The organism is Rhizobium sp. C4, from assembly GCF_021026315.1.
Classification (GTDB): domain Bacteria; phylum Pseudomonadota; class Alphaproteobacteria; order Rhizobiales; family Rhizobiaceae; genus Ensifer_A.
In genome coordinates this window covers 49,306-62,212 of sequence record NZ_JAJNCX010000001.1, presented here as the reverse complement: position 1 = coordinate 62,212, position 12,907 = coordinate 49,306, and the positions used below count along the sequence as shown (strand labels likewise).

The following is a 12,907-nucleotide window of genomic DNA, read 5'->3' as shown; positions in this document are numbered from 1 at the left end:
CGGGTGGGCGTGCCGCAGACAAACTTGAGTTTGAGAGGCAGATATTACATTTCCGACCGCCGGTGAAGCGACCTTGTTCTATTTGTCGCCTTTGACGGAGAATGCTTTGCCGCCATTCTCGCAAACCCTATATCTCAAATATACATTTAAGATTTGATATGCATCAATGGATGGCGGCAGCGTGGCGCCTTACGACGCCTTGCGACGCCAGCTGAACCCCTGCCCGGCCTCGGCCGCCTTGAAGGCCGGCTGGGTGTGCAGGCTGATCCCCGGCAGGCGATTTTCGGCAAGGCGCTTCAGTGCCGTCGCATTGGTGACGGCGAAGCTGTCAATGCCGCAGCGGATCATCAGCGGGATCTGGTCGATCAGCACATCGCCAACCGCCCTTACCTCGCCGTCGTAGCCCAGGCGCTCACGAAGCAGCGAGGCATGGCTGAAGGCGCGACCGTCGTTGAACGCCGGGAAAGCGAGTGCCACGAGCGCGATGCGCTCCAGATGCGGCGCAAGCTTCGTGACATCATCGGCAGGCGCGATCAGAACGCCGAAACCGCCCTCGTTGCTGGCTTCCATCTGCTCGAGGAATTCGGCAAGCGACAGGATCGGCCGAGCACCTTGCGGCAGAGCCTCGCCCTCGACGGGCAAGACCCATGCGTCATTCTCGACAAAGCCGGTTTCTTTCCAGATCTTGGTCATGCGTCAGTTCTTTCTCAAGCCGCCTTGGAGGACGGACCGTAAAGCGCGTCCTTGAACGGCTGCGGGCCAACCCGGCGATAGGTATCGATGAAGCGCTCGGCGGCGTCGGTGCGGATGGTAAGATAGGTGTTGACCACGGTTTCCACCGCATCCGTCACCTTCTCCGGCTCGAAGCCGCGACCGATGATTTCACCGATGGACGAGTTCTCGTCCGCCGAGCCACCCAGCGTGATCTGATAGAGTTCTGCACCCTTCTTTTCGACGCCGAGCAGGCCGATATGGCCGACATGGTGGTGGCCGCAGGCATTGATGCAGCCGGAAATCTTGATCTTGAGTTCGCCGATCTCCGCCTGGCGTTCAGCCGAGCCGAAGCGTGTTGACAACTCCTGCGCCACCGGAATGGAGCGGGCATTGGCGAGCGCGCAATAGTCGAGCCCCGGACAGGCAATGATGTCTGTGATCAGCCCGGCATTGGCCGTGCCGAGACCGGCCGGCTGAAGCGCACGATACAGCGGCTCCAGATCGGCGATCGCCACATGCGGCAGAATGATATTCTGCTCATGGCTGATGCGGATTTCGTCGAAGGCGTATTCTTCGGCGAGATCGGCAACGAGGTCCATCTGGCTGTCCGTCGCATCGCCCGGAATGCCGCCGATCGGCTTCAGCGAGATGGTGACGGAGGCATAGTCCGGGTTCTTGTGCGGATGTACATTCTGCTGCACCCAGCGTGCAAAGCCTTCATCCGACTTCTTCCAGGCGGCAAGGCTTGCCCAGCCCTCTGGCCGCTCAGGCAATGCCGGAGGGGCGAAATAGGTGGTGATGGCGGCAATGTCCTGATCGGGCAGCTTCAGCTCGCCATCCTTGAGATGCACGAACTCGGCCTCGATCTGACGCGTCAGTTCCTCGACGCCCGTTTCATGGACGAGGATCTTGATGCGGGCCTTGTACTTGTTGTCGCGGCGGCCGTGCAGATTGTAAACGCGCACGATCGCGGTCGTGTAGGAGAGCAGGTCTTCTTCGGGCAGAAAGTCGCGGATCTTCTTGGCGAGAAGTGGTGTACGCCCCTGCCCGCCGCCAACCCAGACCGCAAAGCCGAGTTCGCCCTTGTCGTTCTTCTTCAGCTGCAGGCCGATATCGTGAACCTGGATCGCCGCGCGGTCATGCTCGGCGCCGGTGACAGCGATCTTGAACTTGCGCGGCAGGAAGGAGAATTCCGGATGGACGGAAGACCACTGGCGTAGGATTTCCGCATAAGGCCGCGGATCGGCAGCCTCGTCGGCGGCGGCACCGGCAAAATGGTCGGCCGTGACGTTGCGAATGCAATTGCCCGAGGTCTGGATCGCGTGCATTTCGACAGACGCCAGATCCGTCAGGATATCCGGCGTGTCGGAGAGTTTCGGCCAGTTGTACTGGATGTTCTGGCGCGTCGTGAAATGGCCGTAGCCGCGGTCATACTTGCGCGCAACATGGGCCAGCATCCGCATCTGCTTCGCATTCAGCGTGCCATAGGGAATGGCGACGCGCAGCATATAGGCGTGAAGCTGGAGATAGACGCCGTTCATCAGGCGCAGCGGGCGGAAAGCATCCTCGGCGATCTCGCCGGCAAGGCGCCTCTCCACCTGGTCGCGGAACTGCGCGACGCGCGCGGACACGAAGGCGTGGTCGAATTCATCGTAACGGTACATGGTGTCTCCGGTATCAGAGCAATTCCAGGAAAAGTGTGAAGCGGTTTTCCGTCCGGAATTGCGTATGAAATTAGGCGGCGCGCGGGGCGTCGAAGGCGTTCTCGCCATAGCCGACGGTCGGGCCTTCAGCGCGGATGCGCTCGCGCAGGCGAATGGGGCGGATCGTTTCGCCCACCTCTTCCACTTCCACGAGGTTGACGTCCAAAATCTTGTTGGCCGCAAAATCGCGCTTGCCGATGGCTTCCAGCGAGGCTTCCGCTTCCGCGTGGCGGGCAATCAGTGCGTCCTGGAGCGAGGTCGTCCACTCGCCACTGGCATTCAGCCAGACGGCGATGCCGTCGCCGAGACGATTGGCGGTGAGAACCTTGTAGATCATGTCAAACTCCCATGGAGGCAGGCTGCTGCAGCGCTGCAAGGCTGAGCGGCGTGGATTTGTCGAAATGGGCTCCGGCGACGGCCTCGCCGATGACGACCATGACCGGGCCGGTCAGTTCGTCGAAATTTTGCAGGCTCGGCAGGTCGGCGATCGTGCCGTGGAACAGGCGCGCCTCGCGACGGCTGGCATTCTCGATGACGGCAACCGTGGTCTCGCGCGGCATCCCGCCGGCAATCAGCCGCTCGGCCACGGAGGCAGCAACCGTGCGGCCCATATAGACGGCAATGGTCGCGCCGGATACGGCAAGCCGAGCCCAGTCGGGCAGCACATCGCCGGTCATGTCGTGGCCGGTGGTGAAGACGAGCGACGAGGCAACGCCGCGCAGCGTCAGCGGCAATTCGAAATCGGCAGCAGCCGCAAAGGCAGAGGTAATGCCCGGCACGATCTCATAGGTCACGGCCGCCTCGCGCAGCGCCGCCATCTCTTCCGCCGCACGGCCGAAGATCAGCGGATCGCCGGACTTGAGCCGCACGACACGCTTGCCTGACTTGCCAAGATCGACCAGCAGATCGTTGATTTCATTTTGAGACTTTGAATGGCAGCCCTTGCGCTTGCCAACCGGAATGCGCTCGGCATCGCGCCGGCCCATATCGACAACGGCCTGGGGAACCAGCGCGTCATAAACGATCACATCGGCTTCCATCATGACGCGCTGGGCACGCAGCGTCAGAAGATCTTCGGCCCCAGGGCCTGCGCCGACGAGCCAGACATGGCCGGGCAAACCGGCCGAGGCGCTCAGGAGACGATCCGCCTCGGCCGCGGCGAGTGTTGCATTGCCGTTTGCCACGGCGTCCGCAACTGCGCCGGAAAAGAAACGACGCCAGAAGACTCGTCTCGAAACGCCCTTCGGGATCTTTTGTTCCACGCGGTCGCGATAATTTATGGCGAGGCGCGCCAAACGGCCGAGCGACGGCGACAGCATCTGATCGACGGCTGCGCGGATCATCTGCGCCAGAACCGGCCCTGCCCCTTCGGTGCCGATCGCCACGGCCACGGGTGCGCGGTTGACGAGCGCTGGCGTGAAGAAGTCGCAATAGTCGGGCTGATCGACGGCGTTGGCCGGGATTTTCAATGCGCGTGCGCGGTCGACAATGGCGCGGTCTTCCGCTTCATGGCCCGTCGCGGCAAAGACCAGAACCGCCTGATGCATCAGGGCATCGCCCTCCTCCGGCAAAACCTGCCGCAGGCCATGGGCGAAAATGAAATCAGCAAAGGCCTTTTCAGGCGCATCGGCGGCAACAATGATCTCCACTTGCGTGTTGGCAAGCAGGCGCGCCTTGGCATAGGCCTCGTCGCCCTCGCCATAGACAAGCGCCACCTTCCCCGCCACACGGAAGAAGGCCGGAAACACCGAAAGCTGGTCTTCTCTTGCAATCATGAATGCGCGCCTGATCTCACTTTGGCAGAATATTCTCTTTTCGGCACGAAAACCGGAAGGAACAGAAATGCGGATGGAGCACGGACAGGATATTTCTTTGCCCCGAACAAAAGCTTTCTGAGCAAATCCGCCCGGTTAACACAAGCTTCGATTTACAGCGCGGACATGGCTCAATAACGTCGAGTCACTTCAAAACCGTGAAAGGATCGCTTTATGGACTATGCGCCCGAGGTCATTGCCGCCCGCCTCCTCGATGTGATGGAGAAGGATGTCCTGCCCTTGACGCACAAGGGCGTCAATAGCGGCGCCAAGGTTTTCGGCGCGGCGATCCTGAAAAAGTCCGATCTGTCGCTGGTGATTGCAGGCACCAACAACGAAATCGAAAACCCGCTCTGGCACGGCGAAGTCCACACGCTGAAACAGTTCTACGAACGCCCTGGCGAGAAGAACACGAAGGACCTCATCTTCTTCTCGACGCACGAACCATGCACCATGTGCATGTCGGCGATCACCTGGGCCGGCTTCGACAACTACTACTATTTCTACAGCCACGAGGATAGCCGCGACGCCTTCGCCATTCCGCATGACCTGAAGATCATGAAGGAACTCTATGGCCTCGACGCCGGCGGCTACCATCGCCAGAACGCCTTCTGGAAGAGCTTCTATCTCGGCGACCTCGTTGCCTCATCGCCGGACGCGGAGCGGACCGCGCTGCAGGACCAGACGGCACGCATCAAGACGGAATATGACCGGCTGTCGAATGTCTACCAGTCCAGCAAGTCCGCCAATGCCATTCCCCTGAACTGAGACGAGAACCGAGACAGCATGACCATGGAACCCTCGCGCGACATCTCCCGCCTCATCGAAATCATGGCGGCGCTCCGCACGCCCGTGACCGGCTGCCCCTGGGACCTCGAACAGAATTTCGAGAGCATCAAGCCCTACACGATCGAAGAGGCCTATGAAGTCGCCGACGCCATCGAGCGCAACGACATGGGCGATCTCTGCGAGGAATTGGGCGACCTTCTGCTGCAGGTCGTCTTCCACGCGCAAATGGCTGAAGAAAAAGGACAATTTTCCTTTGGTGACGTGGTGGAGGCAATCACCCGCAAAATGATCCGCCGCCACCCCCATGTCTTCGCCGTCTCGGACGCCGAAACACCCGGCGCGGTGAAGGCGCAATGGGATGAGATCAAGACAGAAGAAAAGCGCGAGCGCGCCGAACGCCGCGCAAGGGCCGGCTATGTCGAACCCGACAATGGCCTGCTCGGCTCGGTCCAGCGGTCATTTCCGGCTCTGACCGAGGCGCTCAAGATCCAGGAGAAGGCTGCCAAGGTCGGTTTCGACTGGAAGGAGGCCGCCCCCATCCTCGACAAGATCGAGGAGGAACTCGGCGAACTCCGCGAGGCATTGGCAGAAGGCAACCAACAAGCCGTCGCCGACGAACTCGGCGACCTCATCTTCGCCACCGTCAATATCGGGCGGCATATCGGGGCCGATCCGGAGATGGCGCTGCGCGGAACGAATACGAAGTTCAGAAGGCGATTCAGATATATAGAGACGTCTCTTAAAGCGTCAGGCGAGGAAATCGGGGATGCCTCGCTGGAGCGGATGGAAGAGCTTTGGGTTGAGGCGAAGGGGTCGGAGCGGCAGGGCTAGATCTCATCCAGGTCGATATTGCGGCCTCGATGGAAGACACGAAGGATTGTTACCTGACCGTTTTCGACGCGAAAGATCACTGTCGCGCGGCGCTCATAACCGACGCTTCTCATGTTGCTGTCGTTATTGATCACTGTCCCTCGATGCGGAAACAACTCGAGACGCTGAAGAAAGTCTCGCATCCTCCCGATATAGTCACGCGCAATCCGCTCGCCTGCTTCAGCAAGAATGTAATCAAAGATTTCATTGACATCAGATACCGCAGACGAGGAGAGAACGACGCGGTGCTTCATTCACGATAGCCTGCGTTCTTTGCGGCTCGATCCATATGACCCTCGATCTGTTCCCATGCTTCCTCGATCGGGATGAGCAGCGAAGGATCGGCGTCAATGGCTTCAAGCATCGGAACCATCTCCGTCTTCATCCACCGATCAATCTCTGCCTGATGCGGCCCGTCTTCGAAAACCAAGGACAGCAGCCCATCGACCACAACGTCGCTCTCGCTCTGGTACTCTCCCGAGCGCACCTTTTCGGCAATCATATCTGCCATTTCTTCAGGCAATTCGATGGTGAGCGCGCGTGTTCTCGACATGGATCAAGCTCCTGTTCATGCGAAAATAACACAGGAACGCACTCGATCAAAGCACGCACAGAGTAGGCAGCCTACCACTCATCCTTCTTCGACTTCACCGTCCCGAGCTTGCGCTCCAGCTCGCCCGAGGACGCCGCCGATATCCGGATATCGAGGCTCACCGAGCCGTCTTCCTGGTCGTGGCGTTCATCGACCATGGCGTTGGCATAGAGCCAGGGCAGCAGTGACAGTTTGTCGGGTGAAATGTCGATGGTCACTTCGGTCATCACGCCGGAAATGCGGCGGCTGATTTCTTCCATGAGCGCATCGACGCCCTCGCCTGTCACGGCCGAAATGGCGCGGACATTGGCGGTGGCGGCGGCCTTGTCGGCAATGGCCTCATGGGCCTCCGGCTCCAGCCGGTCGATCTTGTTCCAGACTTCGAGAATGCGGTCTTCCGCCTCCTGCCCCTCGATGCCGAGATCGGTCAGGATGCGCATGACGTCGCCCGCCTGCGACGCATTGTCCGGATCGGACATGTCGCGCACATGCAGGATGAGATCGGCTTCCAGCACCTCTTCCAGCGTCGCGCGGAAGGCGGCGACGAGATGCGTCGGAAGGTCGGAAATGAAGCCCACCGTGTCGGACAGGATCACCGTGCGACCCTGCGGCAGCTTCATACGGCGCAGCGTCGGGTCGAGCGTGGCAAACAGCATGTCCTCGGCAAGAACGCCGGCACCTGTGATCCTGTTGAACAGGGTCGATTTGCCTGCGTTCGTATAGCCGACGAGAGCCACGATCGGATGCGGCACCTTGCGGCGCTTGGCCCGGTGCAACTGGCGCGTACGACGCACCTGTTCCAGCTCGCGCTCCAGCTTGACGATCTTGTCCTGCAGCACACGTCTATCGGCTTCGATCTGCGTTTCACCGGGGCCGCCCATGAAGCCCGCGCCACCGCGCTGGCGTTCAAGGTGGGTCCAGCTGCGAACGAGACGGCCCTTCTGATAATTCAGATGCGCAAGCTCGACCTGCAGCGTGCCTTCCTTGGTGGAGGCGCGGCGGCCGAAGATTTCAAGGATGAGGCCCGTGCGGTCGATGACCTTGGCCTTCCATTCACGCTCAAGATTGCGCTGCTGCACCGGTGTCAGCGGATGATCGACGATGATCAGGCCGGCATTCTCGGCCTTGGCCATCTCGCCGATCTCTTCCACCTTGCCAGTGCCCATCAGGGTCGCCGGGCGCGGCTGCGAGACGCTCACGATGATGCCGCCCGCGATCTCGAGATCGATGGCGCGGGCAAGGCCGATGGCTTCTTCCAGCTTGGCTTCGTTGGAGCGGGGAGCCGTGGTCGCGGTCTCGCCCTTCGGGTGCGGGTGCTTCAGCACCGGCACAACGACAAGCGCACGCATGTCGTCGCGCGGAACGTCGTGTTCCGCGCCGGCAGCGTCGGTCGTGTCAAATTCGTCTGAAATGGCTTTTATCCGTTAGCCCGCGTCTTCACCTTCGAACATCTGCACGGGCTGGCCGGGCATGATAGTCGAGATCGCGTGCTTGTAAACCAGCTGGGAATGACCATCCCTGCGCAGAAGGACGCAGAAATTGTCGAAGGACGTCACAACGCCCGTGAGCTTCACGCCGTTGATCAGGAAGATCGTCAGCGAAATCTTCTGCTTTCTGACGGTGTTGAGAAACAGGTCCTGGAGGTTCTGAGAACGTTCCGCCATATGCGCCGCTACTTTCTTATGTGCCGGCGTTCGGGACGCCGCTTGGAATGAAATGATGTCCCCGCAAACCCTCACTTTTGCGGCAATAGAAGACTCGTATCAAATCAATGTCTTTTCCGCAATGTCGAAAAAGGCTTCTCTGATCTGCTTTGACACAAGTCCGGGGTGACCATTGCCGATCGTCTTGCCGTCGATGGAAACGACGGGAAAACAGATACTTGTCGCCGCCGTGATGAAGACCTCGCGGGCGTTCAGCATATCCTCGACAGTGAAACGCTCTTCACGGATTTCGATCCCGTCCCGCTTCGCCACATCGAGAAGCGTCGTGCGGGTAATCCCGCGCAGAATGCCGTGTTCGGCCGGCCGCGTGCGCAGCACGCCATCGGTTCCGACCATCCAGACATTGGTGGCAGCACCCTCCGTCACGTAGCCTTCGGCATCAACATAGATCGCTTCCTGCGCGCCTGCCACCTTGGCCGCCTGACGCGCCATGGCGTTGGGCAGAAGGCCCACGGTCTTGATGTCCACGCGGTCCCAGCGGTTGTCCGGCAGCGTGATGGCGCGGATGCCGTCGGCATTTTTCTTGTCGATTGCCTTGCGGTCGGTGTTCTTCGCGGTGATGACGATGGAGGGCTTCACCGCATGCGCCGGATAGGCGTGGTCGCGCCTGGCGACACCGCGCGTCACCTGCATGTAGAACATGCCGTTCGTCACGCCGTTCTTCCGCAGCACCTGCCGGATGACCAGCGTCAGTGCCCGGCGATCCATCGGCCAGTCGATCGAGAGTTCCGATAGAGAGCGGCCGAGCCGGTCAAGGTGGCGCGTCAGGTCCACGATCATGCCGTGGCGGACCTCGCAGACTTCATAGACCCCATCGGCAAACTGATAGCCGCGATCCTCGATATGAACGGAGGCATCCGCATGCTGCACATAGCGGCCATTGACATAGGCAATTCTGGACATTGACGATTTCCGAATGAACGAAAGAGACCGGGCGCTTTGCTTTAAACGCCCAGGGACTTCAATTTGCGATGCAGTGCCGAGCGCTCCATGCCGACGAATTCTGCCGTGCGCGAGATATTGCCGCCGAAACGGTTGATCTGCGCCATCAGATAGTCGCGCTCGAAGAGTTCGCGTGCCTCGCGCAGCGGCAGCGTCATGATGTGCTGGTCGCCCTGCGCCGAGATCTTCGGCATCATGTCCACCACATCGGGCGGAAGGTGATCCGCCGTGATCGTCATGTCGCCGCCTTCCGGCCTCGTCAGGATCAGCACGCGCTCGATGACGTTGCGCAGCTGGCGGATATTGCCCGGCCAGTCATGCGCCTGCAGAACGGCGAGCGCATCGTCGGCCACGCGCCGCGCCTTCATGCCGGCCTGTTCGCTGATCTGGCGCATGAAGAGATCGACGAGGAAGGGAATGTCCTCGCGCCGTTCGGCGAGCGCCGGCACCTTGATCGGAACGACGGCGAGGCGATGATAGAGATCCTCGCGGAAACGCCCCTCGCCGATCTGGTTTTCCAGATTGTAGGCGGTCGAGGAGATGATGCGCACATCCACCTTCACCCGCTTGGAGCCACCGACGCGCTCGAACTGCTGGTCGACCAGCACGCGCAGGATCTTGTTCTGCGTCTCACGCGGCATTTCGCCGACTTCGTCGAGATAGAGGGTGCCGCGATGGGCCTCTTCCAGAGCGCCCGTGCGGCGCGGCTGGCCCGGCTGTCCTTCCGTGCCGAACAGCGCCATTTCCATGCGGTCCGGCGTGATCGTCGCCGCATTCAGCGCCACGAACGGACCGTCGGAACGCGACGACTTCTTGTGGATCATGCGCGCCACCAGCTCCTTGCCGGAGCCGGAGGGGCCGAGGATCATGATGCGGCTGTTGGTCGGCGAAATCTTCTCGATCGTCTGGCGAAGCTGCGAGACGGCAACAGAGGTGCCTATCAGTTCCACCGGATCGCCGGAACGCTTCTTGAGTTCGCTGACTTCCTTGCGCAGCTGCGAGTTTTCCAGCGCCCGTTCCGCAACGAGGATCAGTCGGTCGGCCTTGAACGGCTTCTCGATGAAGTCATAGGCGCCGCGATGGATGGCCGAGACGGCGGTTTCGATATTGCCATGGCCGGAAATCATCACCACCGGTACATCGGAATGGCGCGCCTTGATCTCGTCCAGCAGCGCCAGCCCGTCGAGCTTGCTGCCCTGCATCCAGATGTCGAGGAAGATCAGGCGCGGCACGCGGTCGCTGATGGCGGCCAGCGCGCTGTCGCTGTCATGCGCGGTGCGGGTTTCATGCCCCTCATCCGAAAGGATACCGGACACCACTTCGCGGATGTCCTGTTCGTCGTCCACGATAAGAATATCAGACGCCATTGGCTGCTTCCTTCATTTCCGTTTCGACATGCTGGGCGGCTTCCGTCCGGGGCAGATACACCCGGATCATCGCGCCGCGCCCATCGTCGAATTCTTCCGGCGCGTCGTGCAGTTCAAGCTCGCCGCCGTGTTCCTCGATGATCTTCTTGACGATGGCGAGGCCGAGGCCGGTGCCCTTTTCGCGCATCGTGATATAGGGCTCGAGAATGCTGTTGCGGTTCTCGGTCGGCAGCCCCTTGCCGTTGTCTATGATGTCGACGACGAAGCGCTCGCCGGAGCCGTCCGCGCGCGCCCGGACCATGATGCGGTTTTCCTCGCGCGCTGCCCCCGCCGGCAAGGCTTCGATCGCCTCCACCGCGTTCTTCACCAGATTGCCGAAGGCCTGGCCGAGCATGCGCGAATCGAACACGCCGTCGAGCGGTACGTCGCCCAGATCCTTCTCGAAACGCACATGCGTATTGCCCATCTCGCGCAGGAAGACAGCGTCCTTGAGGATATCGCGCAGGTCGCAGGCCGCCTTGGTCGGTTTCGGCATGCGGGCAAACGAGGAGAACTCGTCCACCATGCGTCCAATGTCACCCACCTGCCGGACGATCGTGTCCGTGCACTGGTCGAAGACCTCGCGGTCATCCTGGTTGATCTGCTTGCCATAGCGGCGGCGGATCCGTTCCGCCGAAAGCTGGATCGGCGTCAGCGGGTTCTTGATTTCATGCGCAATGCGGCGCGCCACATCCGCCCAGGCGGTCGAGCGCTGTGCCAGCACGAGATCGGTAATGTCGTCGATGGTCAGAACCCAGGCGCTCTTGGCCTCATCGGATTCCTCCCGCGTCATCTGGACGTTCAGCGTCCGCTCGCGGCCATTGATGCGAAGGTTGATCTGTCGGCGATAGCTCGCACGCCCCCGGGCCACGGCCTCGGCAAACACCTCGTCGACATCGGGCGAAAGCTCACCCAGCGTATGCCCGACGATGTCATCCGCCGGCCGGCCGACAAAGACCTCGGTCGAGGGATTCGCGACCGTGATGCGACCGTCCTCCTCGACACCGATCACCGCCGCGTTGACGCCCGAAAGCACGGCTTCGATGAAGCGCCGGCGGTCGTCCACCTCGTCCTTGGCGGCGAGAACTTCGTCGCGCTGAGAACGGATTTCGGCGATCATCTTGTTGAAGGTGCGCGACAGGTTGCCGACGTCGCCGTCTGCGGCGCGAACCGGCACGATCACGTTCAAGTTGCCGGTGGCCACGCTGTCTGCCGCACTGATGAGAAGCCGGATCGGGCGCACCAGTCGGTCGGCAATCGCGATTGCGGTCCAGATGGCGGCGAGCAGCACGATCAGCGCAAAGCCGAGATAGAGAATGCCAAAGGCGACCTGCAGGGACACGCGCCCCGCCTCCATCGCCCGGTATTCCTGGGTATTCTCTTCCATCAACCGCAGCGCCGACATGACGTTCGGGTCGACGGCGCGGATCGTGTAGAGATAGGAGCCCGGAATTTCATCGAGCTTGATCACCGCACCCACGAGGTTGGTCACCCCGGGCGGGATCAGTGTCGGCTGTCCGGCAACTGAACTGTCGAGCGCATCCTTCGGAATGGCCGGAAGCGGTTTCTCGGTCTCGATTTCCGCCTGCACGATGACGCTGCCATCCGAACGCACGAGAAATGCGCCGAGCATCCCGCGCCCCCGCGCCTGCCGGGTCATCAGATCGATGAACCCGGTACGGTCGAGACTGTAGAGTGCGCGGTTGCGGTCGAGGTCATTCGCCATCGACGCCGTCTGGCCCTGTAGATAGCTGGCATTCTCCAGCACATAGGCCTGCGCGACGTTAATGGAAGAATTGACGATCGACTGGGTGCGGATCGAGAACCAGCGATCAAGGCCGGCCTGCAGCGTGAACAATGCGAAAATCGCGACCAGAACGGCGGGAAGGATGGCCACGATCGAAAAGAGCGAGACGATGCGAACATGCAGACGCGCCGCGGCACGCCCGCGCCGGCGTGCCTTGATCAGCCGCAGCACTTCGCGACCGATCAGATACATGAGCCCGAAGACGAAAAGCCCGTTGATCACGGCGGATGCGATGACGACATCCGTTTCCGGCGCGATCGGCGTGAGACCCAGAAGCACGAAAAGGGTAATGACGGACGAGGTCAGCGCCCCGCCGGCCAGGATCAGGCCTGGCAGCGCGAAATAGGCGCGCCGATCCTGCGCGCCTAACCCTGTCGCGCTATCGTCTTCCGATGCAGCGATGCTGCCTGCCATCAATACATTCTCCAGGCCTACCCGATGACCAGCAACGGTAGACGGTCGCCCATGCCGGTGTTCGGCAAAGCGAATCCGACGAGTCACGCTGAAAGTCGTGACTTTCAAGCAACATATTGTGGCGAAATTGCA

At 61.1% G+C, this 12,907-nt stretch carries 13 protein-coding genes; 2 read left to right on the top strand and 11 right to left on the bottom strand.

Features of this window, described 5'->3' with window-relative positions; genetic code table 11:
- Positions 1–189: 189 nt before the first annotated feature.
- The 4 genes from LQK84_RS00290 to cysG form a co-directional block, all read right to left on the bottom strand.
- Positions 190–693, bottom strand: coding sequence for a DUF934 domain-containing protein (locus tag LQK84_RS00290; protein WP_230826618.1), 504 nt, complete (start codon positions 691–693; stop codon positions 190–192).
- A 14-nt stretch (positions 694–707) separates the two neighbouring features.
- Positions 708–2,378: a nitrite/sulfite reductase gene (locus tag LQK84_RS00285; protein WP_230826617.1), complete on the bottom strand. Its 1,671-nt coding sequence runs from the start codon at positions 2,376–2,378 to the stop codon at positions 708–710.
- A gap of 70 nt (positions 2,379–2,448) precedes the next feature.
- Complete coding sequence (locus LQK84_RS00280) at positions 2,449–2,754, bottom strand: DUF2849 domain-containing protein (RefSeq protein WP_230826616.1); 306 nt, start codon at positions 2,752–2,754, stop codon at positions 2,449–2,451.
- A 1-nt stretch (position 2,755) separates the two neighbouring features.
- On the bottom strand, positions 2,756–4,192 hold the full coding sequence (gene cysG / locus LQK84_RS00275; protein WP_230826615.1) for a siroheme synthase CysG: 1,437 nt from the start codon (positions 4,190–4,192) through the stop codon (positions 2,756–2,758).
- 213 nt (positions 4,193–4,405) lie between these two features.
- On the opposite strand from cysG, the gene LQK84_RS00270 reads away from it, so the two are divergent.
- Entirely contained in the window at positions 4,406–4,999 is a 594-nt protein-coding gene (locus LQK84_RS00270) for a nucleoside deaminase (RefSeq protein ID WP_230826614.1), read from the top strand.
- A 24-nt stretch (positions 5,000–5,023) separates the two neighbouring features.
- Complete coding sequence (mazG, locus tag LQK84_RS00265) at positions 5,024–5,851, top strand: nucleoside triphosphate pyrophosphohydrolase (RefSeq protein WP_230827253.1); 828 nt, start codon at positions 5,024–5,026, stop codon at positions 5,849–5,851.
- On the opposite strand, the gene LQK84_RS00260 is transcribed toward mazG, so the two are convergent.
- The 7 genes from LQK84_RS00260 to LQK84_RS00230 all read right to left on the bottom strand — a co-directional run bounded on the left by LQK84_RS00260 (position 5,848) and on the right by LQK84_RS00230 (position 12,775).
- A complete protein-coding gene (locus tag LQK84_RS00260) occupies positions 5,848–6,144 on the bottom strand; it encodes a type II toxin-antitoxin system RelE/ParE family toxin (RefSeq protein ID WP_230826613.1) in 297 nt (98 codons plus the stop codon). The two genes, mazG and LQK84_RS00260, sit on opposite strands and share 4 nt — an antisense overlap.
- Positions 6,141–6,443: a ribbon-helix-helix domain-containing protein gene (locus tag LQK84_RS00255; RefSeq protein WP_230826612.1), complete on the bottom strand. Its 303-nt coding sequence runs from the start codon at positions 6,441–6,443 to the stop codon at positions 6,141–6,143. Before LQK84_RS00255 ends, LQK84_RS00260 begins: the two co-directional genes overlap by 4 nt.
- Positions 6,444–6,514: 71 nt before the next feature.
- On the bottom strand, positions 6,515–7,831 hold the full coding sequence (gene hflX / locus LQK84_RS00250) for a GTPase HflX (protein WP_230826611.1): 1,317 nt from the start codon (positions 7,829–7,831) through the stop codon (positions 6,515–6,517).
- Positions 7,832–7,906: 75 nt separating this feature from the next.
- Complete coding sequence (hfq, locus tag LQK84_RS00245) at positions 7,907–8,146, bottom strand: RNA chaperone Hfq (RefSeq protein WP_109857631.1); 240 nt, start codon at positions 8,144–8,146, stop codon at positions 7,907–7,909.
- Positions 8,147–8,245: 99 nt separating this feature from the next.
- Entirely contained in the window at positions 8,246–9,109 is an 864-nt protein-coding gene (locus LQK84_RS00240) for a D-amino-acid transaminase (protein WP_230826610.1), read from the bottom strand.
- A gap of 41 nt (positions 9,110–9,150) precedes the next feature.
- A complete protein-coding gene (ntrX, locus tag LQK84_RS00235; RefSeq protein WP_230826609.1) occupies positions 9,151–10,515 on the bottom strand; it encodes a nitrogen assimilation response regulator NtrX in 1,365 nt (454 codons plus the stop codon).
- Positions 10,505–12,775: a sensor histidine kinase NtrY-like gene (locus LQK84_RS00230; RefSeq protein ID WP_230826608.1), complete on the bottom strand. Its 2,271-nt coding sequence runs from the start codon at positions 12,773–12,775 to the stop codon at positions 10,505–10,507. Before LQK84_RS00230 ends, ntrX begins: the two co-directional genes overlap by 11 nt.
- Positions 12,776–12,907 lie beyond the last annotated feature (132 nt).